A 24,178-nucleotide genomic window follows, 5' to 3' on the forward strand; every position below is an offset into this window, starting at 1 on the left:
ACCGAGGCCCATCGCCATCGCGGCGACGCCGAAGGAGACGACCGAGGTGAACAGCGAGGCCCGCAGGAACGAGCCGTTCATGACCATCGCGCGGCGGGGGTCCTCGCGGTCGAGCTCGGCGTAGGTCATGCCCTCGGCGCCCTCGAGGGCGTGCTTCTCGATGATGTCGGCCTGGGAGTAGGCGGTCAGCGGGCCGTCGACCGGCTCGCCGGCGAACCACTGCGCGTCCTCGGCGACCGTGATCTTCTCGTCGCCCAGGGACGTCTGCACCATGCCCCAGGTCGCGGCGCCACCGACGGCGAGGACGACGCCGCCGACCATGACGAGGACGGCGAGCAGGCGCACGATCCGGGAGCCGGAGGCGGTGGCGGGGGTGGTGGCCGGGGTGCTGCTGACGGGGGCGGCGAGCGTGGCGCTCATGGCGGGGCTCCATGTCTGGTGATCGGGTGAGCGGCGTTCTCGCCGTTCACCAGGATCATCGGGAGGGCACGCCGTCCCCCCGACGTGCCGGACGGCCCCTCCTGGGGGGACCTTGGTCCCCGGACGCCGTCGGCCCGCCGCAGCCGGGGCTGCGGCGGGCCGACGTGGCGCGTCGTGGCGGGTGGCCGTCAGGCCATCGCCGCCGTGAGGTTCTCGTCCAGCGCGGCGAGGAACTCCTCGGTGGTGAGGTGCCCCTGGTCGGGGCCGACGAGCAGCGCGAGGTCCTTGGTCATCTTGCCGCTCTCGACGGTCTCGACGCAGACGCGCTCGAGGGTCTCGGCGAACTGCGTGACCTCGGGGGTGTTGTCGAGCTTGCCGCGGTGCTTGAGGCCACCGGTCCACGCGAAGATCGAGGCGATCGGGTTGGTGGAGGTCGGCTTGCCCTGCTGGTGCTGGCGGTAGTGCCGGGTCACGGTGCCGTGCGCGGCCTCCGCCTCGACCGTCTTGCCGTCCGGCGTCATCAGGACCGACGTCATCAGGCCGAGCGAGCCGAAGCCCTGCGCGACGGTGTCGGACTGCACGTCGCCGTCGTAGTTCTTGCAGGCCCAGACGTAGCCGCCCTCCCACTTCATCGCGGCGGCGACCATGTCGTCGATGAGGCGGTGCTCGTACGTCAGCCCCTTGGCGTCGAAGTCGGCCTTGAACTCCTCCTCGAACACCCGCTGGAAGATGTCCTTGAAGGCGCCGTCGTAGGCCTTGAGGATCGTGTTCTTCGTCGACATGTAGACGGGGTACTCCCGCTGCAGGCCGTAGGAGAACGAGGCGCGGGCGAAGTCCTCGATGGACTTGTTGAAGTTGTACATGCCCATCGCGACGCCGCCGTCCGCGCCGTAGTTCGCCACGACGTGCTGGATCGGCTCGGAGCCGTCCTCCGGCGTGAACGTCATGGTCAGCTGGCCGGCGCCGGGGACCTTGAAGTTCGTGGCCTTGTACTGGTCGCCGTGCGCGTGGCGGCCGATGATGATCGGCTTCGTCCAGCCCGGCACCAGCCGCGGGATGTTGCCGATGATGATCGGCTCGCGGAAGACGACGCCACCGAGGATGTTGCGGATCGTGCCGTTCGGCGAGACCCACATCTTCTTCAGGCCGAACTCCTCGACCCGCGCCTCGTCGGGCGTGATGGTGGCGCACTTGACGCCGACGCCGTGCTTCTTGATCGCCTCGGCCGCGTCGACGGTCACCTGGTCGTCGGTGGCGTCCCGGTGCTCGATGCCCAGGTCGTAGTACTCGAGGTCCACGTCCAGGTACGGGTGGATGAGGCGGTCCTTGATGAACTGCCAGATGATCCGGGTCATCTCGTCGCCGTCGAGCTCGACGACCGTGCCCTCGACCTTGATCTTCGCCATGCGAGCGCTCTCCTGACTGCTGTCGGTGCTCGTGAACTTGCTCGTGGGGGTGCCCGCCGCGCGGGAGCGGCTCGGCGATCTTTCTTGACGTCAAGATATCGGACGACGCCGACACGGTCACCCTGCCCCGTGCGGGATGCGTGAGCCAACCGCACTACGGTCGCGGGATGCGTCCCGAGCACCTCGACCTCCTGCGCTCCTGCGCCGACCCGGCGCTCACCCCCGACGGCCACCACGCCGTCGTCCCCGTGCTGCGCCCCGACACCGCCACCGACGAGTACGTCGGCAGCCTGTGGCTCGTCCGCACGGACGGCACCGCACCGCCACGGCCGCTGAGCCGCGGTCACCGCGACACCTCCCCCGCGGTCAGCCCGGACGGGCGCGCCGTCGCTTTCCTGCGCGCCGAGCGGAAGGGCAGGCCGCAGCTGCACGTCGTCCCGCTGGGCGGCGGGGAGCCCGTGCGGCTGACCGACGCGCCCCTCGGCGTGGGGGCGCCGGTGTGGGCGCCGGACTCGCGCCGGCTCGCGTGGTCGGCGCGCGTCCCCGAGGAGGGCCGGTACGGCACCGACCCGGACGTCTCCCCCGACGCCGAGCCGCCCCGGCTGGTGACCCGCCCGGCGTACCGGACCGACGGCCTCGGGTACACGGTCGACCGCCGCCAGCACCTGTTCGTCCTCGACCTGTCCGCGCACCTGCACGAGGTCGGCCTCGCCGACGGGCCCGGCTGGGAGCAGCCCGGTCCGGACGCCGCGACGCCGCTGCACGAGCGGCTGGAGCCCGTGCAGGTCACCGACGGCGACCACGACGACACCTCCCCCGCGTGGAGCCCGGACGGCGCCCGGCTGGCGTTCGTCTCCGACCGGCACGAGGGCCGCGAGCGCGACCTGCGCCGGCACGCGTACGTGCTGGACCTCGACCCCTCGGCCGGCGGCGACGGACCCCAGCCGGTGACCGCCGGTGACCTGACCGTCCTGCAGGTGGCCTGGTCGGGTGCCGAGCAGCTCGTCGCGCTGGCGATGGAGGTCCCCGGCGGCACGGACTTCGTCGCCCGCAACCCGTCGCTGTGGTCGGTCGGCGCCGACGGAGACGACGCTCGCCGTCTGACGGACCCGGCGAGCATCGACCTCAACGAGACCACGGCCCCGCTCACCGTGACCGAACGCGGCGTCCTCGTGCAGGACCGCACGCGCGGCGCCGTCCGGGTGCTGGAGGTGGACCCGGACGGCGGCGAGGTCGACGCCGCGAGCGCACGCGTCGTCTCCGGCGGGCACCGTCGGCACCGTTCCGTCGCCGCCACCGCGGACGGCTCGGTGGTCGTCGCGGTCGTCGCCGACCCGGGCACGGCCGGTGACCTGGAGGTGCTGCGCGCGCCGGGGCTGGACGGCGCCCCCCGCCGGCTCACCGACGTCGGGGCGGCGCTGCGTGCCCAGACCTCACTGCGGCCGCTGGTCGAGGTGGACCTCACCGCCGACGACGGGTACCCGCTGCACGGGTGGGTCGTCCTGCCCGACCCCGAGCGGTACGGGCCGGGTCCGCACCCGGTGCTGCTCGACGTCCACGGCGGCCCGTACGGCGACTACGGCTGGGGCCTGTTCGACGAGGCGCAGGTGTACGCGGGCGCCGGGTACGCCGTCGTCCTGGCCAACCCGCGCGGCAGCGCCGGGTACGGCGAGGCGCACGGCCGGGTCATCCGCGGCGCGATGGGCGGGCGGGACGCCGACGACCTGCTCCAGCTGCTCGACGGCGTCCTCACCGGTGACCTGCCGCTGGACGCCGGCCGCGTCGGGGTGATGGGCGGGTCGTACGGCGGGTACATGACCGCGTGGCTGACCACCCGCACCGACCGCTTCGTCGCCGCGGTGGTCGAACGCGGGTACCTGGACCCGGTGTCGTTCGTGGGCTCCTCGGACATCGGCTGGTTCTTCCCCGCGCAGTACCACGGTGACGGGGACGGCCTGAGGGACCAGTCGCCGATGACCTACGTCGACCGGGTCACCACCCCGACCCTGGTCATCCACTCCGAGGCGGACTGGCGGACGCCGGTCGAGCAGGGGCAGCGGTGGTTCACCGCGTTGCAGCTCCAGGGGGTCGAGTCCGAGCTGCTGCTGTTCCCCGGCGAGGGGCACGAGCTGACGCGCAGCGGCCGGCCGCGGCACCGCGTCGCCCGGTTCGAGCACCTGCTGCGGTGGTGGGCGCGGCACCTGCCGACGGCTCCCCGGCCGGACGACGCGTCCGCCGGCTGACACGCACTCGGCCCGCTGAGTGCGCGAACCGGCCGCCCGAGAACGCAGTCAGCCCGCTGAGTGCGTCGAACCGGGGGCGGGCACGGCGACCGCCGGACGCGCGAGAGGCCCCGCACCGGCGTCCGGTGCGGGGCCTCTCGGCTGCGAGCCGTGCTCGCTGCGGCTCAGAGGTTCGCGACGTCCGCGGCCTTGGCCTTGACCGCCTCGGCGGCCTCGGTCAGACCCTGCTTCTCGGTGTCGGTCAGGTCGCGCTCGACGACCCTGCGCACGCCCTCGCGGCCGATCTCGGCCTCGACGCCCAGGTACACGCCGGAGATGCCGAACTCGCCGTCGACCCACGCGCAGACGGGCATTACGGCACCGGAGTCCTCCATGACGGCGCGGGCCATCCGGGCGGCCGCGGCGGACGGCGCGTAGAACGCCGAACCGGACTTGAGCAGCGCGACGACCTCGGCACCGCCGTTGCGGGTGCGGGTGACGAGCTCGTCGATCGTCGCCTCGTCGAGGACGTCGGTCAGCGGCTTGCCGTCGACGGTGCAGGCGCTCGGGACCGGGACCATCGTGTCGCCGTGCGAGCCGAGGGTCAGGGTGCGGACCTTGCCGACCTCGACGCCGCACCTCTCCGCCACGGAGTTGGTGAACCGGGCCGTGTCGAGCATCCCGGCCTGGCCCATCACGCGCTGGTGCGGGAACTGGGTCGCGAGCTGGGCGAGCGTGGTCATCTCGTCGAGCGGGTTCGAGACGTTGATGACGACGGCGTCCGGCGCGTACCGCGCCACGTTCTCCGCCACGCCGCGGACGATCTTGGCGTTGACCTCGAGCAGGTCCATCCGGCTCATCCCGGGCTTGCGGGGCAGGCCGGCGGTGATGACGACGACGTCGGAGCCCTCGATGACCTCGTAGCCCTCGCCCTCGGCGCTGGTGGTCCTGCCGACCACCTGGGTCTCGAAGCCCTCGATCGGGCGGGACTGGTTGAGGTCGAGCGCCAGGCCCTCGGCCCACCCGTCCTTGATGTCCGTCAGGACGACGGTCTCGAAGATGTCGTACTCGGCCAGCCGCTGGGCCGTGGTCGAGCCGTAGTAGCCGGCTCCGACGACGGTCACCTTGCCCTTGCGCGCCATTGCTGCGGGTCTCCTCGTGTCGGGGGGGGGGTGGGACCTGCGCCCGAGGCTAGCGGAGCACCGCGGTCGACCCCGCGCCGAGGGGGCCCGTCGGACCGCCCCGGCGGGCGGTCACAGGGGGATGCCCTCCGCGACCACGACGAGGCCCGTCGCGGTGACCGCCGCCACGGCCACGTCGAGCGCGCGCGAGCGGACCGCCAGGGGCCCCACGAGGGCGACGGGCAGCACCGCCCGGACGACGGCCACGACGACCAGGACCGAGGCCAGCCAGTACGCGGCGAGCCGGAAGTCCAGCACCAGGGCGACGAGGACGGCGCCGACCACGGCGGTGGTCACCGCGGCCAGCACCGCCGGTCCCAGCCAGTCGGGGGCGGGGTCGACGGCGGGCGTCGTGCGCTGCGGGCGGTCCTCGCCGCCGGGCTCGCCAGGCCCGGGCGACCCGGCGTCGCCGGGCCCGGGCGTCCGGGGACCGTCGGTCGCCACGACCACGCTCAGTGCGCGAAGTGGCGGGTGCCGGTCAGGTACATCGCCACCCCCGCCGCGCGGGCGGCCTCGACGACCTCCTCGTCCCGGACCGAGCCCCCGGGCTGCACGACGGCCCGCACCCCGGCGTCGAGCAGCACCTGCAGCCCGTCGGCGAACGGGAAGAACGCGTCGGACGCCGCGACGGCGCCACGGGCGCGCTCCGCACCGGCGCGCTCGACGGCGAGCCGGCAGGAGTCGACGCGGTTGACCTGCCCCATCCCGATGCCGACCGTCGCGCCGTCGCGGGCGAGCAGGATGGCGTTGGACTTCACGGACCGCACGGCGCGCCACGCGAACGCCAGGTCGGCCAGGACCACGTCGTCCACGGGGTCACCTGCCGCCAACCGCCAGGCCGCGGGGTCGTCGCCCTCGGCGTCCACGCCGTCCACGGCCTGCACCAGCAGCCCGCCGGACACCGGCCGCGTCTCCACGCCACCGCGGTGGCGGGCGGCGGCGCGCAGGAGCCGCACGTTCTTGCGCCCCCGCAGCACCTCGAGGGCCTCCGGCTCGAAGTCCGGGGCGACGACGACCTCGGTGAAGACCTCGGCGACCTGCGCGGCCATGGCCACGGTCACCGGGCGGTTCGCGGCGATGACGCCGCCGAAGGCCGACACGGGGTCGCACGCGTGGGCGGCGGCGTGCGCGGCGGCGACGTCCGGCCCGACGGCCAGGCCGCACGGGTTGGCGTGCTTGACGACGGCCACGGCGGGCTCGTCGAAGTCGTACGCCGCACGGTGCGCCGCGTCGGCGTCGACGTAGTTGTTGTAGGACATCTCCTTGCCGTGCAGCTGCTCGGCGCCGGCCAGCCCCCCGCCACCGGGCGCGCGGTACAGCGCGCCGCGCTGGTGCGGGTTCTCGCCGTAGCGCAGGACCGCGGCACGCTCCCACGTCGCGCCCACCCAGGCGGGGAAGCCGGTGCCCTCGTCGGTGGGCGCGACGACGTTGCCCATCCACGACGCCACCGCGACGTCGTAGGTGGCGGTGTGCACGAAGGCCTCCGCGGCGAGCTCGCGACGCCGGCGCAGGGTCAGCCCGCCACCGGCAGCCGCCTCCACGACCTCCGCGTACCGGTCCGGGGAGGTGACGACGGCGACGCTCGCGTGGTTCTTCGCGGCGGCCCGCACCATCGACGGCCCGCCGATGTCGATCTGCTCGACGCACTCGTCGGGCCCCGCCCCCGAGGCCACCGTCTCGGTGAACGGGTAGAGGTTCACCACCACGAGGTCGAAGGGCTCCACCCCCAGCTCGGCGAGCTGGCGCACGTGCTCGGGGTCGTCGCGGCGGGCGAGGATCCCGGCGTGCACGCGGGGGTGCAGGGTCTTGACCCGGCCGTCCAGGCACTCCGGGAAGCCGGTGAGCTCCTCAACCGGCGTGACCGGCACACCGGCCGCGGCGATCCGCGCCGCGGTCGACCCGGTGGACACCAGCGCGACACCTGCCGCGTGCAGCCCCGTGGCCAGGTCCTCCAGGCCGGTCTTGTCGTACACGGACACCAGGGCGCGCCGGATCGGCGAAGCCGCCTCCGCGTCCGGCGCGGCGGACGTCTCGGGCGTCGGGGAACCGGTCTCGCTCACAGCAGGGTGACCTTTCGTCCGTCGACGGCCCAGCCGCGGCGGGCCATCCGGCCCACCGCGTCGACGAGCATCTCGCGCTCGACCGTCTTGATCCGTTCGTGCAGGGACTCGGGGGTGTCGTCGTCGGCGACCTCGACGGCCCGCTGGGCGACGATGGGGCCGGTGTCGACCCCGGCGTCGACGACGAACAGGGTGGCGCCGGTGACCTTGACCCCGTACGCCAGGGCGTCCGCGGGGCCTCGCGTCCCGGGGAAGGACGGCGACAGGGCCGGGTGGGAGTTGACGGTGCGGCCGCCGAAGCGGCCCAGGAACCGCGGGCCGCACAACCGCATGAAGCCGGCGAGGACGACGAGGTCGGGGTCGTGGGCGGTGACCGCATCGGACAGCGCCGCGTCCCACGCCTCGCGGTCGGGGTGGTCGCCGAGGCGCTCGACGAACGTCGGCAGCCCGGCGGCCTCGGCGCGTCGCAGGCCCGCGGCGTCGTCGCGGTCGGACCCGACCGCCACGACCTGCGCACCGAACGCCGGGTCCGCGGCGGCGTCCAGCAGCGCCTGCAGCAGGCTGCCCGCTCCGGAGACGAGGACGACGAGCCGCGCCGGGCTGCGCAGGGACACCGGTGCCGTCACGGGCGGCCACGATATCGGTCCGGTGCCCGGCCACGGACGCCCCCACCGGTCACGCTCGCGTGCGGCGCGGACCCGGTCCACCCGGTCCGCGGCGGGTGCGCGACGATGGGCGCGTGGTCCCGCCCGCCCAGCCCCCCGCACCCGACGACCGGGCGGGCGACCCGACCGGTGACCAGGCGGAGGACCAGGCGGACGAGGGCCCGCGCGAGCACGACGACGGACCTGCGGGCTGGGCTCCCCCGACCGGCCCTCCGGTCCAGGGGCCACCGCCTCCGGCCGCCTCCGGGGGCCCGTCCGCCCACCTCCCGGGCCCGCGCCCGGCGCCCCGGTCCGGTCCGCCGCGCCCTCCCGTCGACCCCGTGGCGCTGCGGCGGGCGGGGCGGCTGATGACGAGGTTCGCCGTCCTGGTCCTGGCCGCGGTGGTCACCTCCACCCTGCGCCTGCCCTGGCAGGCGGCGGCGCTGGTCTTCTCCGTGGGGGCGGTGGTCGTCGGCGTGCTGGCGACTCGTGCCGTGGTCCGGGCCCGGATGGGCGGGGCGGGCGTGGCGTTCGCCGCCGCAGGGGTGGGACTGTCCGCGGTGATGGTGGTCGTCAACGGCGCCAGCGTCGCGCTGTGGCCCGTCCAGGCCGAGCTCCAGCGGTGCCAGCAGCGCGCCGTCACCGAGGCGGCCGAGCGCCGGTGCCTGGCCGAGTACGAGCGCACGCTCACCGACCTGGTGCCCGGCCCCGCGACGCCCTAGGACGGGGCGGGCTCCTGCGGACCGGCGGGCGCGGCGGGGGTCGACCGCGACGGCAGCCGCAGGCCCGAGCCCACGAGCAGGGCCAGGAGCACCCCGGCCGTGGTCTCCCCCGCGACGGCGAGGGCGACCCAGCCCGGGGCGGGACCGAGGTGGGTCAACCGGTCACCCCCGGCGGCACCGGAGGCCAGCCACGCCAGCACCAGGGCGGCGGTGCCGGCGGCGACACCGACGGCGGGCGCCAGGGCGAGGCGGCGCCAGCCGGCGGTCCCCGCGGTGGCGCGACGCAGGTGGGCGCCGCCGAGGACCCCGGCCAGGACGGGGACGGCGACGACCGCCCACCACCACGCGGGGTGGACGCCGGGCTCGGGCAGGGCCCCCAGCAGCGGCATCGCCGGCAGCGGGCCGAGGACGACGGCCGCGGGGGTGACCGAGGTCCCCGTGCCGAGCGCGAAACCCGGCCCGGCCAGCCAGGACGCCGACCACACCACGGCCGTGGGCACGTAGGCCAGGTCGAGGAGGGTCAGGCCCGCGGCCGGCAGCAGGTCGGGGGCCACGGCCTCGCGGACACCGCCGACGCGGTCACGGCCCGCCACCACGGCGACCGCGGTGAGGGCCGCGCCCGCGGCGAGCCAGGCGGCGACGGTGACCGCCGCCGCTCGCAGCACGTGCCGCGACCACACCGGCAGGCGCAGGCGGCCGGCGACGGCCCCGGCGGTCGTCCCGGGCCACCCGCGCACCTGGACGACGGTGCGCGCGATCGCCGCACCCGCCGCGCCGCCCGCCAGCAGCACCGCGCCGGCGACCGCCTCGACGACGGCGGGGCGGGCACCCGGGGTCGTGGTCACCAGGCCCACCCCGGCGACCAGGGCGCCGTAGCAGCCGGTGAACGTGCCCAGGGCGCGGACGACGTGGCTGCGCATCCCGGACGGCGCGACCGCGTGCACGGCGACCCCGAGCCGGCGACCGGCCGACCACGCCCAGGCCAGGGGCAGCAGCGTCAGGCCGAGCGGCACCAGCGACAGCCGGCCGCCGGACTCCAGCAGCATCGGCCCGTGGTGCGCCAGGAGCCACGCCCCGGCGCCCGCGCGGACCGTCTCGGTCCACACCGCCCCGGTGCTCGTGGACACGACCCACGCGACGACGACCGGCGCGAGGACGCACAGCAGCGACGCCGTCCCGGCCTGCAGGGCGCCCAGGGCACCCAGCACGAACGGGGACTGGACCGGCAGCGTCCCCGGACGGTCGGGGTCGGCGGCGCGCAGGGCGCCGGCGCGGGTGAGCAGGCTCATGACCCCCTCATCGTCGGGCATCGGCCGGGCGCCCGGGCGCAGGCTCCGCGGGGTGTCGCCGGACGGCCCGTCCCCCGCGGAGCGCCCGGACGCACCGCGGCCCCGCACCCTGAGGTGGGTGCGGGGCCGCGGTGTCGGACTCGTCGCTCAGAGCGAGCGCATGATCTCCCGCATCAGCTCGGCGGTCTCGGACGGGGTCTTGCCGACCTTGACCCCCGCGGCCTCGAGGGCCTCCTTCTTCGCCTGGGCGGTGCCGGAGGACCCGGAGACGATGGCGCCGGCGTGGCCCATGGTCTTGCCCTCCGGCGCGGTGAAGCCCGCGACGTAGCCGACGACCGGCTTGGTCACGTTGTCCTTGATGTAGGCCGCGGCCCGCTCCTCGGCGTCGCCGCCGATCTCGCCGATCATGACGATCGCGTCGGTCTCGGGGTCGTTCTGGAACGCCTCGAGCGCGTCGATGTGCGTCGTGCCGATGATCGGGTCGCCGCCGATGCCGACCGCGGAGGAGAAGCCGAAGTCCCGCAGCTCGTACATCATCTGGTACGTCAGCGTGCCGGACTTGGACACCAGGCCGATGCGGCCGGGGCCGGAGATGTCCGCGGGGATGATGCCCGCGTTGGACTTGCCGGGGCTGATCAGACCGGGGCAGTTCGGCCCGATGAGGCGCGTGGTGCCGGACTGCTGGGCGTAGGTGAAGAACTCGGCGGTGTCCTTGACCGGCACGCCCTCGGTGATGACCACCGCGAGCGGGATGCCGGCGTCCACGGCCTCGACCACCGCCGCCTTCGTGAAGGCGGCCGGGACGAAGATGACGCTGACGTCGGCGCCGGTCTCCTTGATCGCGTCCGCGACGGACCCGAAGACCGGGACGGAGACGCCGCCGTCGAACTCGACGCTCTCCCCCGCCTTCTTGGGGTTGACGCCGCCGACGATGGTCGTGCCCGAGGCCAGCATCCGCTGGGTGTGCTTGCGGCCCTCGGAGCCCGTCATGCCCTGGACGATGACCTTGCTGCTGTCGTCGATGAAGATCGCCATGTCTGGGTCCCCGTCCTTACTTCGCCGCGGCGGCGAGCTCGGCCGCCTTGCGGGCGGCGCCGTCCATGGTGTCCTCCATCGTCACGAGGGGGTGGGCGGCATCGGCCAGGATGCGCCGCCCCTCCTCGACGTTGTTGCCGTCGAGCCGGACCACGAGCGGCTTGGTGGCCTCGTCGCCGAGGATCTCGAGGGCGTGCACGATGCCGTCGGCCACCGCGTCGCAGGCGGTGATGCCGCCGAAGACGTTGACGAACACGCTCTTGACCTGCGGGTCGTTCAGGATGATGTGCAGGCCGTTCGCCATCACCTGCGCCGAGGCGCCGCCGCCGATGTCGAGGAAGTTCGCCGGCTTGACGCCACCGGCCTGCTCGCCGGCGTAGGCCACGACGTCCAGGGTGCTCATGACGAGCCCGGCGCCGTTGCCGATGATGCCGACCTCGCCGTCGAGCTTGACGTAGTTGAGGCCCTTCTCCTTGGCCTCGGCCTCGAGCGGGTCGGTCGCGGCCTTGTCCTCCAGCTCGGCGTGGGCCGGGTGCCGGAAGTCGGCGTTCGCGTCGAGGCTGACCTTGCCGTCCAGGGCGATGACCCTGCCGTCCTCGGTCTTCACCAGCGGGTTGACCTCCACGAGGGTGGCGTCCTCGTCGCGGTAGACCGTCCACAGCAGCTGGGCCACGCGGACGACCTCGTCGGCCACCTCCGCGGGGAACTGGGCCTGCTCGACGATCTCGCGCGCCTTCGCCTCGTCGATCCCCGTGTTCGGGTCGACCGGCACCTTCGCGAGGGCCTCGGGGCGCTCGACCGCGAGCTGCTCGATCTCGACGCCACCCTCCTTGCTCGCCATCGCGAGGTAGGAGCGGTTCGCGCGGTCCAGCAGGATGGAGAAGTAGTACTCCTCGGCGATCCTCGCGCCCTGGGCCACCATCACGCGGTGCACGGTGTGGCCCTTGATGTCCATCCCGAGGATCTCGCCGGCCTTCTCGGCGGCCTCGTCGGGGCTGTGGGCCAGCTTCACGCCACCGGCCTTGCCGCGGCCGCCGGTCTTGACCTGCGCCTTGACGACGACGGTGCCGCCGCCCATCTTCTCCGCCGCCTCGCGGGCGGCCTCGGGGGTGTCCGCGACGTAGCCGTCGAGCACGGGGACCCCGTGCTCGGCGAACATGTCGCGTGCCTGGTACTCGAACAGGTCCACGGTGGTCCGTCCTCGTCGTCGAAGCGTCACGGGTTCCGGCGGCAAGGCTATCGGCCCCGTCGGGGTGCCCCCGACCGAGCGGAGGTGAGCCGGGTCACGCAGGCCGCGCGGACGTCCGGGACGCCCGCCGGGTCAGGCGGGCTGGACGTTCTGCCGCACCCAGTCGACGATCGAGGACGTCGGGGTGCCGGGCGTGAAGACCTTCGCGACCCCCTGCCCCTCCAGGGCGGTGAGGTCGTCGTCGGGGATGATGCCGCCGCCGAAGACCACGATGTCGGCGGCGTCGCGCTCGGCGAGCAGGTCGACGACCTTGCGGAACAGCGTCATGTGGGCGCCGGAGAGCACCGACAGGCCGATCGCGTCGGCGTCCTCGGCGATGGCCGTCTCGACGATCTGCTCGGGGGTCTGGTGCAGGCCGGTGTAGATGACCTCCATGCCGGCGTCGCGCAGGGCCCGGGCCACGACCTTGGCCCCGCGGTCGTGCCCGTCCAGTCCCGGCTTGGCCACCACGATGCGCAGCGGTGCCTCAGTCGCCATCGGTCTCACTCGCCCTCTCCGCGGACGCCGACGCGGCGCCCAGGTTCGACGGGACGGTGACCGCGCGGCAGGGCCGCCGCGACCGCCGCACCGCGCCGTCCGGTCGGCGGCAGGCTAGCCGAACCGGACGCGCCCCCGGTCGTCCCGCGCGCCGGTGCGAGCGAGGTCACGCCCCACCGCCAGCACCGCTGCGCTCACGGTGAGTAGCCACGAGGTGGGGCGGGCGAGCGTTTCCCCGCACGGGACGGGCCGCTCCCCGCGGTTCGGGGGGCCGGGTCGCGCACAGCGCGCTACCGTCCGGAGCAGCGGACGGTTGCACGGTCAACTGCTGGGAGCACCCAGACCGGTCCGCCGCCGTGGCGTCGGACCCCGGTCCGGCGCCGTCAGCCGGGCGCACGAGGAGGTGGCAGGTGGCCGAGACCATCGGTCCGGCGGGGTCGCGCCCCGCCCTGCGCCCGGCGCTCCCGTCGTCCCTCCCGTCGATGCTGACGGGTGCCCGCGACCGCGGCCTGGGGCTCGAGCACGCGGCGGTCCGCGCGGGCAGGGTCGCCGGCGGCGTCGTCGGCAGCACCGCCGCCGCGCTGGCGCGGGGGGCGCAGGCGGTCTGCCGTCCGGCGGGGCTGGCCGGCGTCGCCGTCGAGGCCGCGTGGTGCGCCGCCCATCTCGCCGTGTACCCGTGGGGCCTGGTGTCCGAGCGGCACGAGGAGCGCGACGAGTACCGCCTGGAGGGCCTGACCCCCGCCCAGCGCGCCCTGGTCATCGGCGACGTCGAGGCCGCGGGGACGCCGATCCTGCTGGTGCACGGCATGGTCGACAACCGCTCGGTGTTCACGCTGCTGCGCCGAGGGCTGCGCCGCAAGGGCTTCGGTCGGGTCCTGACCACGAACTACTCCCCGCTGACCAACGACGTGCGTTCGGCCGCCGCGCAGCTCGCGGCCGAGGTGGAGGCCCTCGTCGCCGACACCGGCTACGAGCGGGTCCACGTCGTCGGGCACAGCCTCGGCGGCCTGATCGCCAGGTACTACGTGCAGCGCCTCGGCGGCCACGAGCGCGTGCACACCCTCGTCACGCTCGGGTCCCCGCACGCCGGGACGCGCACGGCGTACCTGTACCCGGCGGCGCTGGGCCGCCAGCTGCGCCCCGGCAGCGACCTGATGACCGAGCTGGACGCCCCGGCACCCGGGTGCACCACCCGGTTCATCTCCTACTGGACCGACATCGACCACATGATCGTCCCCCAGCGCAACGCCCGCCTGAAGCACCCGGACCTGCACGTCCACAACCACCTGGTCCGCGGGGTGGGCCACATGTCGCTGCCCATCCAGGGTCGGCTGGTCCACGAGATCACCGGTGCCCTGAGCCAGCTGGACACCGACGGCAGCACCTTGACGGCCGGCGTGACGCCGCTGCCGGCGCCGGGCGAGCGGACGGCACGGGCGGACCGGGCGAGCGGACCGGGCAGAGGCGGTCGGCGCGGCCGCCCCCACCGGCCCGCGCGCCCCGCGACGCGACGTCCCGGCTGACGTCCGACCTGGACCTGTGACCGGACCCGGACCCGGTCACAGGTCCGGACGGTGCACCACCTCCACCGTGCTGACGATCGCCGGCCGGTAGCCACGCCGGTCGAGGAACTCGACGACGAGCGACCCGCCGTCCTCCTCGACCTCGGCGCGGAAGACGTGAACGTCCGCGTGCCGGCCGCCCACCTGCGCCGCGACGTCGTAGCCGACGAGCGCCCACTGGCCGTCGACGCGGACGTCGAACCGTCGCCAGTCCGTGCGCGGCCGCGTCAGCAGCTCGGCGAAGCCGAGGCGCACCTCGTAGGTCCCGGCCGGCAGGTCGTCGAAGCGGTACGCGTCCATCCCCTGCCGCTGGTCGCGGAAGAGCGCGTCGTCGTCCGTTCCCCCGATCTGCGCCGTCCGCTCGGTCGCCGTCGTCGACCGGCCCAGCCAGCCGAAGCCACCTTCGGTGTGCTCCCGGTCGGCGACCCAGGTGCGCCCGTCCGCGGCGACCTCCTCGCCCCCACCCGCGTTGACGGACGTCCACGACCCGCTGACGACCAGCTCCACCGGGACCCGGACCTGCGGCCGGCGGCCGGCGTCGGTGCGCAGGACGAGCTCCGCCCGGTAGACGCCTGCCGCCAGGCCGGTCGTGTCCACGGCCACCTCGAGCTCCACGGTGCCCCCGGGCGGCACGGTCGCCTCCCGCGGCTCCACAGCCAGCCACGGCACGTCGAGGTCGACCGGCAGCCCGCTGTCCACGCGGTAGACGGTGCCGCTGGACTGCGAGACGAGCCACAGGTCACCGTTCGGGTCGAGGTCCAGGCCGGCGCCGGAGTAGGGCGTGGCCTCGGGGAAGCCGAGCGTGCCCAGCGACGTGCAGTCGTCCGGGTCGAGCCGGTGCAGGAGGTTGCCCTCGCTGCTGGTCGCCGCCCACAGCACCTGCGCCGTCGGGTTCCAGGCCAGGCCGGCGAGCGCCAGCGGCGCGGAGCACGACGACAGCACCGCCCCGGGCTCGGCGTGCGAGGGACCGGCCACGTGGTAGACGACGTCCTCGTTCCAGCCGCCGACGTAGAAGGTGTCGTCGTCGGCCCGGTAGGCGACGCCGCGCTGCGAGACGGCGCTCCACGGCCCGGTCAGGACGTCGTCCTCCTGCCCGGTCGCCGGGTCCCAGCAGTGGATCCCGTTGTCGCCGCCGACGGCGACCTGGCAGACCCGGTCGCGTCGGGTGTCGTGGGCGAGGTCGGCGTTCCAGGTCGAGGCCCACGGCGGGTCGAGCGTCCTGCCGGTGGGGGTGCCGTCGACCGTGAACTCCACGTCCCCGCCGGTGTCGGCGTCGGAGACCCAGACCCCGTCGGCGCGTCCGAGCCCCCACGGCGTGCTCAACCCGGTGGCGGGCCAGGAGGCGATCACGTCGCCGGGTGCGTGCGTGCGCGGGTCCTGCCCTGCCGACGGCGCGGCCGAGGCCGAAGCCGACGGGGCGGCGGGCGCGGAGGACGCACCACCCACCCGCGCGGTGCGTGCCTCGAGGTCGAGCTCGCCGGCCCGGGCGGCGAGCGCGCCAGCGGGCTCGTGCGCCGGCACCGCGGCCCCGCCGCTCTCGGAGACCTCGACGCGCAGCGGCAGGAGCCCGGGGTTGCGGACCGTGACGGTCGCCTCGGCCCGCTCGCCGGCGGCGAGCAGCCAGCTCAGGCGGCCCGGGTCCACCTCGACGGCCGCCGTGCGCAGCGCCAGGTCGACCGTCACCACGTCACCGTCGGCGACCTGCACCTGCCGCTCGGCGGGCTCGTACCGGGGCGCCTCGGCCCGCAGGGTCCACGACCCCACGGGCACGGTGACGCGGTAGGCGCCGTCGGCGCCGGTGACGGTCTCGCGCTCCGCGCCGCCCGCACCGGTCAGCGTCACCGTCGTCCCGGCGACGGGGCCGCCGTCCACGGCGTCGGTGACCGTTCCCTGGACGACCCCGCTCGGCGGCGGGGTGAAGCGGACGGCCACGCCGTCCTCGAGCACGGGCTCGTCGGCGGAGTACTGGAGCGCGTCGGTGCCGGTGCGGTCCTCGATCCCCACGGTCGCCGACGACCCGCGCTCGCGCGCCGACCCGGGGTCGATGCCGCGCCAGGCGAGCACGACCTCGCCGGACTCGTGCAGCCGGACCTGGGCGTCGACCCTCGTCTCGCCGTCGCCGAAGAAGGTGGCGTCGCGCCACTCGACGACGAGCACCCGGTCGGGTGCCTGCCCGCTGGTCCCGGTGCGCACCGACGCCTGGTCGTCGACGACGAGGTCGTCCCAGAACGCGTAGACGGCACCGTTGGGCTCGGTCGCGCTCGGCAGCGTGCCGTTGCTGAAAGCCGCCACCGGGCCCAGCACGTTGAGGTGCCCGTTCGTGGAGACCCACAGCATGTGGTGCGTCTCGCCGTACAGGGTCACCGGGAAGGGCGTGGCGAGAGGGGTGGTCGCGTCGTCACCGGTCAGCGGCAGGACCGTGTCGGTGTCCACCCACTGCGCGGGCTCGGTGGTGCACCGGTGGCCGAACGCGTCGGTGCGGTCCGGGAGCACGACCTGGACGTCCTGCGGGCCGTCGACGACGAGCTCCCGGACGACGTCCGCGGTGCACTGGGTGCCGCTGGCCGTGAGCCGGTAGCGACCCTCGGGGACGTCGCCGAGCGACCAGGCGCCGTCGCCGCCGGACGTGACGGGCGCGACGGGGGTGCCGACCAGGGCGACCTGCGCCCCGGCGACCGGCTCGCCGCGCTCGTCGCGGACCGTGCCGCGCACCTCGTGCACCGGCGCCGCGTCCAGGACCACGTCGACGGTGGTCGTGGCGTCCTCCGTCACGGTGACCGTCCGGGAGGCGGGCGCGTACCCGAACGCGGTGAACGTCACGGTGCGCTCGCCGACCGGCAGGCGCAGCGACCACGTGCCGTCCTCGTCCGTGGTGGTGGACCGCTGCACCTCGCCGTCCGTGCTGACCCGGGCGCCGGCGACCGGGTCACCATCGGCGTCGGTGACGGTCCCGGACAGGGTGCCCGTCGGTCCGCGCGGGGAGGCCTCCACGGCCGCGAGGGCGTCGAGCTTGCCCTCGCCCCAGACGTTGTTGTTGCCCGGGGTCCCCCCGCAGGTGGTGTCGTCGGTGTCGACGGCCGTGGCGGCGAGCAGCTCGCGGGTCGCCTGCACGTCGCCGGTGAGCGCCGGTGCGGCCGACCACATGAGGGCGACCGTCCCGGACACGTGGGGGGCGGCCATCGACGTGCCGCTGGCGGTCCCGTAGCCGTTGCCGGGCAGCGAGGAGCGGACGTCCACCGCGGGAGCGGACAGGTTCGGGCGGATCAGCCCCGGCTGACCGGGGCCGCGGCTCGAGCTGGTGTAGACGCCGCCGTCGGAGCGGAACCCGCCCACACCGAACGCGTGCACGGAGTCGGCCGGTGACCCGGTGGTGTCGCAGCCGGGGCCCTCGTTGCCGTTGGAGAAGACCCCGAAGATGCCGGACGCCGTCCAGGCGCGGATGACGTCGTCGTACCAGGGGTCGACCTCGGCGCCGTTGCCCGCGCCCCAGGAGTTGTTGACGACGTGCGGGCGCAGGTCGGGCCGGGGGTCCTCGCCGGCGCGGTCGGTGGGGGCGAGCATCCACTGCCCGGAGGCGAGCAGGCTGGCGTCGGAGCACCCGTTGGTCTCGCAGCCCTTGGCGGCGACCCACCGGGCGCCGGGGGCGACGCCGATCTGGTCGTCGCCGGCCTCGCCGACCATCGTGCCCATGGTGTGCGTGCCGTGGCCGTTGTTGTCGCACGGCGCGGCGGTGGGCGGTCCGCAGGTCCCCGACGGGTCGAACCAGTGGTGGTCGTGCTCGACGGCTCCGGGGCCGCTCGCGCCGCGGTAGGACGCCGCGAGCGCGGGGTGGTCGAACTGGACGCCGCTGTCGATGCTGCCGACGACGAGGCCCTCGCCGCGCACGCCGAAGCCGGTCCAGACGTCGTCGGCGTTGACCGCGGCGACGCCCCACTCGACCGCGAGCGTGCCCGGGGCGCCCGTGGGGTCCGGCGGGCCTGCCGGCTCGGCCGGTCCGACCGGCTCGGGCAGCTCGAGCACCTGGGTGGCGGCGATCCGGGCCACGCCGTCGAGCCCGGACAGCCGCGCGGTGAGGGCCTCGTCGGCGTCGTGCACCAGCACCCGGTTCGAGGCCCAGAACGCGGTGTGGCGCACGCCCCCGTCGCTGAGCGCGGCCAGGACCGGACCCTGGCTGCTGCGCGCCGTGGCCTGCAGGGCCTCCACGACGGCCTCGCCCCGTTCGGTCCAGTCGTCGACCGCGGCGGCGGCGCGCAGGTCGGCCCGCTCGTCCAGCACGACCCAGAGGTCGGAGGCACCCTTGCTCGCCAGGGCACGGGCCACCGGCGGGTCGACCGGGGCGGCCGTCCGGGCGTCGGCTGGTGACCCGGTGGCCGCGGCTGGCGACGACGCGGCTGCGGGGAGCGGACCGCCCGCGACGGCGAGGGGGGCGAGGAGGGCCGCCCCGGCGAGCCAGGCGACGAGGCGGCGGGGCACGCCGGCTGCCCTGCGTCGACGGACGCCGCCCCCCTCTGCCCGTCGGTGCGAGCTGTCAACGCTGGTGTTCACGGTGCCCCCCGTCCGGCCGCCGGCGCCCCGTGGCGCCCCTGGACGGCACGACCAGCCAACTGCGGCGAGCACGCACCGGCCAGGACCGGCCGGGGGCGGTCGGTGGCGCGGCCGCGGGCAGTCAGGGGGCGGACGACGGGTCCCCGACCGTTTCGCGACCGGAAGGGCCTTACGTCGGGGACGCGACCCGTGTCATGCTCCGCCCCACGGGTAGTCACGATCCGGGTGCTCACAGTGACTCGGGTCGGGCGCGGAGGACGGGGAGGCAGCGTGACCGAGCAGCTCGACGTACCGCACGTGACGACGGCGCACCTGAGGGGGCAGCTGTCGGAGCACGTGCCGGCGCAGGTCCCGGCGCACGTTCCGGCGCAGCCCACGACGCAGACCGCGGCCCAGGCCGCGACGCGCACCTCGACGCAGGACCCGCTGGTGGTGTGCATCGGCACGAGCGCCGACCAGAACGACCGGGTCCTGCGCAGCGTCGGGGGCGACGCCCTGGTCGTGCTGGCCGCGGACACCAACAGCGTCGTCCACCTCCTCGACGGTGCCGCGCGCGGAGCCCACGGGCTGTCCCCGGCGCACCCGACGACGGTGCGCGCCCCGGGTCCGGCCCGCGGGGACGTCCTGACCGTCGGCGACCTGACCGTCGACGCGGCGTCCCGGGAGGTCCGCTGGCGCGACCGGGTGGTCGAGCTGTCCGCGCGCGGGTTCGACCTGCTGCGCACCCTCGCCAGCGAACCGGGCCGGGTCTGGAGCTTCGCCGAGCTCACCTCGCAGGTGTGGCACCGGCCGTACGTCGGGGACGACGACTCGGTGACCTCCGCCGTCAAGCGGTTGCGCGCGCGCCTGGCCCAGACGGCACCGGACGTCGGTGTGGTGTCGGTGCGCGGCGTCGGCTACCGGCTGGTGGTCCGCTCGTCCTGACCTCGGGTCACGGGCCGACGACCTCGCGGCGACGGCGGCCCGCCAGCCTCCAGGGTCGGGCCGCTACGACGAGGACGAGCAGCGGGACCACGAGCAGCGACCAGCTGCCCGTCACCGCGATGGAGAGCCCACCGTCGTCCGGCACGTGCGCCTCGACGCCGACACCCGGCAGCAGGGTGAGCTCACCCGACACGGGCCGGCCCACCCCGCTGGCGGCGACGCCGTCGGCGAACGCGGCGGCCTGCAGCAGCGTCAGCCACAGCAGCAGGACGAGGCTGCCGGCCGCCCAGAGCAGCCCGACGGTCCAGGCGGGTCGGTTGCGGTCGCTCACGACGCTGTCCGCGGCCAGCTCCCGCACGCCGCCCAGGCGCCGGACCGCCGCCCGCACCCCGACGTCGTGCCCGGCCTCCTGCAGGTTCGACCGCAGCTCCCGGCGCAGGTCGCGACGGCGCCGGCCCGGGACGCCGTGCAGGTCGAGCCACAGGTCGTAGCGCACGACGGCGCCCTCGATCCGCAGCCGGTCCACCACTCGTGCGCTCACGTCGTCACCCTCTCCTCGTCACCCTCCGCCTCAGCACCCCGAGGTCCGGTCGCTGCCGACCCGACCCGCGCGTCACCCGGTGCCGACGCCGTGACGGCGTCCACGGCCCGGACGAGACCGCGCCACGCCGCGGCGGCCCGGTCGCGCTCCCGCTCCCCGGCCCGCGTCAACCGGTAGTACTTGCGGGCCGGCCCGGACGCCGAGCGGACCAGCCGCGACTCGAGGAGCCCCTGGCTCTCCAGCCGCGTCAGCGCGGGGTAGACCGTGCCCTCCGCGACGTCCTCGACGCCGTAACCACGCAGGCGGACCACGAGCCGGTACCCGTAGTCCTCCTCCGCCCCGACGAGGTGCAGCAGCAGCATCGTGAGCACCCCCTTGAGCATCTGGGGGTCGGTGGACGGCACGCGACTAAGCTAAGCCGGGTACCTGGCATCGTCAAGTACCTGGCGACGTCACAGCTCATCCTCCGACGGGCCGCGGTGTCAGAGCTTCTCGAGCGGGGCGTAGCGCAGGAGCAGCCGCTTGGTGCCCTCGCCGCGGAAGTCGACGTGCGCCACGGCCTGCTGACCGCTGCCGTCGACCTGGACGACGGTGCCGAGCCCGAAGGAGTCGTGCGTGACCTTGTCACCGGGCTCGAGGTGGACGACCTCCCGGTTGCCGGTCGAGCGGACCCCCGGTCGCTGCGCGAGCCTGGCCACCGCGGGTGTGGACGACGGCCGCACGCCGGTGCTCTCCGAGCGCCGCCAGTCGACCAGCTCGGCGGGGATCTCGTCGAGGAACCGGCTCGCCGGGTTGTACTGCGGCTGGCCGTAGGCGCTGCGGACGACGGCACGCGAGAGGTACAGCCGCTGCTGGGCGCGCGTGATCCCCACGTAGGCGAGCCGGCGCTCCTCGGCCAGCTCGGACTGGTCCCCCAGCGAGCGCATGTGCGGGAACGTGCCGTCCTCGAGGCCGGTGAGGAAGACGGCCGGGAACTCCAGCCCCTTCGCCGTGTGCAGCGTCATCAGCGTCACGACCCCGGGGTCGGGCGCGGGCTCGGCGTCCGGGGAGTGGCCGCCGTCCGCGACGGCCTCGTCGGGCACCTCGTCGGAGTCGGCGACCAGCGACACCTGCTCGAGGAAGTCGGTCAGCGTGCCGCCGGGGTTGGCGACCTCGAACTCGCCGGCGACCGCGACGAGCTCGGCGAGGTTCTCCACCCGCGACTCGTCCTGCGGGTCGTGGCTGGCGCGCAGCTCGTCGAGGTAGCCGGTGCGGTCGAGGACGGCCTCGAGCACCGTCGCCGGTGGCGCGCCGCCGTCGACGAGGGCGCGCAGCTCCTCGAGGAGGGTGGTGAACGCCTTGACGCACGCCAGCGAGCGGGTCGCGATCCCCGGCGCCTCGTCGGCCCGGGCGAGCGCCTCGGCGAAGGCGATCCGCTCCCGCTCCGCGAGGGCGACCAGCGCACCCTCGGCCCGGTCGCCGATCCCGCGCTTGGGCACGTTGAGGATCCGTCGCATGTTCACGGTGTCGGACCCGTTCGCCAGCACCCGCAGGTAGGCCAGCGCGTCCTTGACCTCGCGGCGCTCGTAGAACCGGGTGCCACCGACGACCTTGTACGGCAGACCGACCCGGACCAGGACCTCCTCCAGGGCCCGCGACTGGGCGTTGGTCCGGTAGAAGACCGCCACGTCGCCGTAGCGCACGCCCAGGTCGTGCAGCCGGTCGATCTCCTCGGCGACGAACGACGCCTCGTCGTGCTCGTTGTCGGCGACGTAGCCGACGACCTGCTCCCCCGCCCCGGACGCCGTCCACAGGTTCTTCGGACGCCGGTCCGGGTTGCGGGCGATGACCGCGTTCGCCGCCGACAGGATCGTCTGCGTCGACCGGTAGTTCTGCTCGAGCAGGATCGTGCGGGCCGCCGGGTAGTCCGTCTCGAACTCCACGATGTTGCGGATCGTCGCGCCGCGGAAGGCGTAGATGGACTGGTCGGCGTCGCCCACGACGGTCAGCTCGGCGGGCGGGACCTGCGGCGCCGGCGCCTCGCCGTCCGCGGCGCCGGCGCGGCCGGCCCGCACGAGCGTGCCGTCGACCGCACGCACGTCGGCCGCGGCCTCCTGCTCGGACGTCGACCCGCCCACCAGCTCGCGCACCAGCACGTACTGCGCGTGGTTGGTGTCCTGGTACTCGTCGACCATGACGTGGCGGAAGCGCCGCCGGTAGTACTGCGCGACGTCCGGGAACGCCTGCAGCACGTTCACGGTCGTCATGATGAGGTCGTCGAAGTCGAGCGCGTTGGCCTGCCGCAGGCGCTGGGTGTAGAGCCGGTAGGCGTCGGCGAGGACCTTCTCGGTGAGGCTGCCCTCCCGGACCCGGTCGGCGTACGTCTCGTCGTCCACGAGCTCGTTCTTCAGGTTGGACACCTGGTGGCTGAAGGAGCGGGGCGGGTAGCGCTTGGGGTCGAGGTCCAGCTCGCGGCACACCAGGGCCATGAGCCGCTGGGAGTCGGCGGCGTCGTAGATGGAGAAGCTGGACCGCAGCCCGACCTTCGTCGCCTCGCGCCGCAGGATCCGCACGCAGGCGGAGTGGAACGTCGAGACCCACATGCTGCGGGCGGCACCGCCGACGAGGGCCTCGACACGCTCCTTCATCTCGGCGGCGGCCTTGTTCGTGAAGGTGATGGCCAGCACCTGACCGGGGCGGACACCGCGCTCGGCGAGCAGGTAGGCGATCCGGTGGGTCAGCACCCGGGTCTTGCCGGAGCCGGCACCCGCCACGATGAGCAGCGGCGGCCCCGTGTGCAGGACCGCTTCCCGCTGGGACGGGTTGAGCCCGGCCAGGAGCGCCGCGCCGTCCAGCCGCGGCCCGGCCGCGGGAGCGCGGTCCCCCTCCCCGGCGGTCGAGCCGTCCCCGCGGGGTGGGACGGCGGGCAGCGGCGCGTGCCCCGAGGGGCGGGGCGGGCCGGGCAGCGGGAGGTCGTCGAAGAGGGTGCTCATCTCGCGAGCCAGCCTACGTGCGGGGGGCGACGGCGGGCGCGACCGGCGGGCGCCACGGACGGCTATCGGCGGAGGGCCCGCCAGTCATAGAGTGTTCATGCTCTAGTCAGCAGTGATCTTTACGGTTCGGCCCGTGCGCCGCCCGGCGCACGGGCACCCACCTGCCGTCGAAGGGACTCCCATGTCGTCACTGCCCGGCCGCGCACGCGCCGTCCTGCTCCTCGTGACCACCGCCTCGCTGGCCCTCGTCGCACCCACGGCGACCGCCACGCAGACGCCCACCACGACCACGTCGGTCTCCGTCGAGACGACGCCGGCCGGTCCCACGGCCGGTCCGTCAGCACGCCTGCCGGCCGGCTCGACCGCGCCGTCCGCCAGCGCGCCGCCCGCCGCGCCCCAGACGCTGGGTCTGCCCCCGCGGGACACGTGGCTGGCGGACGTGTCGGCCGTCACCGACGAGGCGACCGCCTACCTCGCGGCGCGGCTCCCGGACCCGTCCGTGCGAGCCGCCGTCGTCCTCGACATCGACAACACGGCGCTGCAGACCCAGTACGCCCCCGGCCACGCCACACCGCAGGTGCTCGCCCTGGCGCAGCAGGCCCGGGCGGACGGCGCCGCCGTCTTCTTCGTGACCTCCCGGCCGGAGATCCTGCGACCGCTGACGCTGCACGTGCTGCGGCAGAACGGCTACCCCGTCGACGGCCTGTTCATGCGGGGGTGGCTCGACTTCGGTCCGGACGCCGAGCGCAAGACGCGCGCCCGCGCCGAGATCGAGCGGCGTGGCTTCACGGTGGTGGCGAACGTCGGCAACTCCGACAGCGACCTCGTCGGTGGCCACGCGGAGCGGACCTTCAAGCTGCCCGACTACGACGGCCGGTTGGTCTAGGTCCCGAGCGGTCGGCCGTCCGAGCGCACGGTCCGGGCGGCCG

Annotated in this window: 19 protein-coding genes; 5 read left to right on the forward strand and 14 right to left on the reverse strand. The window is 75.0% G+C overall.

The window, feature by feature from the left end; all coding sequences use genetic code 11:
• Positions 1-420, reverse strand: a 420-nt coding sequence (locus tag ACYVQV_RS16420) for an aromatic ring-opening dioxygenase LigA (RefSeq protein ID WP_461024392.1), incomplete at its 3' end; no start/stop codon positions are given.
• 188 nt (positions 421-608) lie between these two features.
• On the reverse strand, positions 609-1,826 hold the full coding sequence (locus ACYVQV_RS16425; protein ID WP_461024393.1) for an NADP-dependent isocitrate dehydrogenase: 1,218 nt from the start codon (positions 1,824-1,826) through the stop codon (positions 609-611).
• Between the two features lie 167 nt (positions 1,827-1,993).
• Here ACYVQV_RS16425 and ACYVQV_RS16430 point away from each other — a divergent pair, with 167 nt between their 5' ends.
• The gene (locus tag ACYVQV_RS16430) at positions 1,994-4,069 is read left to right on the forward strand and encodes a S9 family peptidase (protein ID WP_461024394.1); all 2,076 of its coding nucleotides are present in this window, start codon (positions 1,994-1,996) and stop codon (positions 4,067-4,069) included.
• A 164-nt stretch (positions 4,070-4,233) separates the two neighbouring features.
• Here the strand turns inward: ACYVQV_RS16430 and ACYVQV_RS16435 are convergent, their stop codons facing one another.
• The 4 genes from ACYVQV_RS16435 to purN form a co-directional block, all read right to left on the reverse strand.
• Positions 4,234-5,190, reverse strand: a complete 957-nt coding sequence (locus tag ACYVQV_RS16435; RefSeq protein WP_461024395.1) for a malate dehydrogenase — start codon at positions 5,188-5,190, stop codon at positions 4,234-4,236.
• Between the two features lie 111 nt (positions 5,191-5,301).
• Positions 5,302-5,673 (reverse strand): DUF3017 domain-containing protein, encoded by a 372-nt coding sequence (locus ACYVQV_RS16440; RefSeq protein ID WP_461024396.1) that lies wholly within the window; start codon positions 5,671-5,673, stop codon positions 5,302-5,304.
• 8 nt (positions 5,674-5,681) lie between these two features.
• Positions 5,682-7,289 (reverse strand): bifunctional phosphoribosylaminoimidazolecarboxamide formyltransferase/IMP cyclohydrolase, encoded by a 1,608-nt coding sequence (gene purH, locus ACYVQV_RS16445; protein ID WP_461024397.1) that lies wholly within the window; start codon positions 7,287-7,289, stop codon positions 5,682-5,684.
• Positions 7,286-7,915: a phosphoribosylglycinamide formyltransferase gene (gene purN / locus ACYVQV_RS16450; RefSeq protein WP_461024398.1), complete on the reverse strand. Its 630-nt coding sequence runs from the start codon at positions 7,913-7,915 to the stop codon at positions 7,286-7,288. The genes purH and purN overlap by 4 nt, the downstream gene beginning before the upstream one ends.
• Positions 7,916-8,274: 359 nt before the next feature.
• Here purN and ACYVQV_RS16455 point away from each other — a divergent pair, with 359 nt between their 5' ends.
• The gene (locus ACYVQV_RS16455) at positions 8,275-8,655 is read left to right on the forward strand and encodes a hypothetical protein (protein WP_461024399.1); all 381 of its coding nucleotides are present in this window, start codon (positions 8,275-8,277) and stop codon (positions 8,653-8,655) included.
• Here the strand turns inward: ACYVQV_RS16455 and ACYVQV_RS16460 are convergent.
• The 4 genes from ACYVQV_RS16460 to ACYVQV_RS16475 form a co-directional block, all read right to left on the reverse strand.
• Entirely contained in the window at positions 8,652-9,944 is a 1,293-nt protein-coding gene (locus tag ACYVQV_RS16460) for a cell division protein PerM (RefSeq protein ID WP_461024400.1), read from the reverse strand. The genes ACYVQV_RS16455 and ACYVQV_RS16460 overlap by 4 nt on opposite strands.
• 147 nt (positions 9,945-10,091) lie before the next feature.
• Complete coding sequence (sucD, locus tag ACYVQV_RS16465; RefSeq protein WP_461024401.1) at positions 10,092-10,979, reverse strand: succinate--CoA ligase subunit alpha; 888 nt, start codon at positions 10,977-10,979, stop codon at positions 10,092-10,094.
• Between the two features lie 16 nt (positions 10,980-10,995).
• A complete protein-coding gene (gene sucC, locus ACYVQV_RS16470; protein ID WP_461024402.1) occupies positions 10,996-12,168 on the reverse strand; it encodes an ADP-forming succinate--CoA ligase subunit beta in 1,173 nt (390 codons plus the stop codon).
• Between the two features lie 132 nt (positions 12,169-12,300).
• Complete coding sequence (locus tag ACYVQV_RS16475; RefSeq protein WP_461024403.1) at positions 12,301-12,705, reverse strand: cobalamin B12-binding domain-containing protein; 405 nt, start codon at positions 12,703-12,705, stop codon at positions 12,301-12,303.
• Positions 12,706-13,115: 410 nt separating this feature from the next.
• Here ACYVQV_RS16475 and ACYVQV_RS16480 point away from each other — a divergent pair, with 410 nt between their 5' ends.
• Positions 13,116-14,228 (forward strand): esterase/lipase family protein, encoded by a 1,113-nt coding sequence (locus ACYVQV_RS16480; RefSeq protein WP_461024404.1) that lies wholly within the window; start codon positions 13,116-13,118, stop codon positions 14,226-14,228.
• 36 nt (positions 14,229-14,264) lie between these two features.
• Here ACYVQV_RS16480 and ACYVQV_RS16485 read toward each other — a convergent pair whose 3' ends face one another.
• Positions 14,265-18,740 (reverse strand): carboxypeptidase regulatory-like domain-containing protein, encoded by a 4,476-nt coding sequence (locus ACYVQV_RS16485; RefSeq protein ID WP_461024405.1) that lies wholly within the window; start codon positions 18,738-18,740, stop codon positions 14,265-14,267.
• A gap of 342 nt (positions 18,741-19,082) precedes the next feature.
• Here ACYVQV_RS16485 and ACYVQV_RS16490 point away from each other — a divergent pair, with 342 nt between their 5' ends.
• Positions 19,083-19,736 carry a winged helix-turn-helix domain-containing protein gene (locus ACYVQV_RS16490; RefSeq protein ID WP_461024406.1) on the forward strand — a complete coding sequence of 218 codons (654 nt, stop codon included), beginning with the start codon at positions 19,083-19,085 and terminating at the stop codon, positions 19,734-19,736.
• A 7-nt stretch (positions 19,737-19,743) separates the two neighbouring features.
• Here the strand turns inward: ACYVQV_RS16490 and ACYVQV_RS16495 are convergent, their stop codons facing one another.
• The 3 genes from ACYVQV_RS16495 to pcrA form a co-directional block, all read right to left on the reverse strand.
• On the reverse strand, positions 19,744-20,277 hold the full coding sequence (locus ACYVQV_RS16495) for a hypothetical protein (RefSeq protein WP_461024407.1): 534 nt from the start codon (positions 20,275-20,277) through the stop codon (positions 19,744-19,746).
• Positions 20,274-20,681, reverse strand: coding sequence for a PadR family transcriptional regulator (locus ACYVQV_RS16500; protein ID WP_461024408.1), 408 nt, complete (start codon positions 20,679-20,681; stop codon positions 20,274-20,276). The genes ACYVQV_RS16495 and ACYVQV_RS16500 overlap by 4 nt, the downstream gene beginning before the upstream one ends.
• A 78-nt stretch (positions 20,682-20,759) precedes the next feature.
• Positions 20,760-23,249 (reverse strand): DNA helicase PcrA, encoded by a 2,490-nt coding sequence (pcrA, locus tag ACYVQV_RS16505; protein WP_461024409.1) that lies wholly within the window; start codon positions 23,247-23,249, stop codon positions 20,760-20,762.
• Positions 23,250-23,430: 181 nt separating this feature from the next.
• Here pcrA and ACYVQV_RS16510 point away from each other — a divergent pair, with 181 nt between their 5' ends.
• Positions 23,431-24,135: an HAD family acid phosphatase gene (locus ACYVQV_RS16510; protein ID WP_461024410.1), complete on the forward strand. Its 705-nt coding sequence runs from the start codon at positions 23,431-23,433 to the stop codon at positions 24,133-24,135.
• Positions 24,136-24,178 lie beyond the last annotated feature (43 nt).

The organism is Thalassiella azotivora (genome assembly GCF_054781695.1).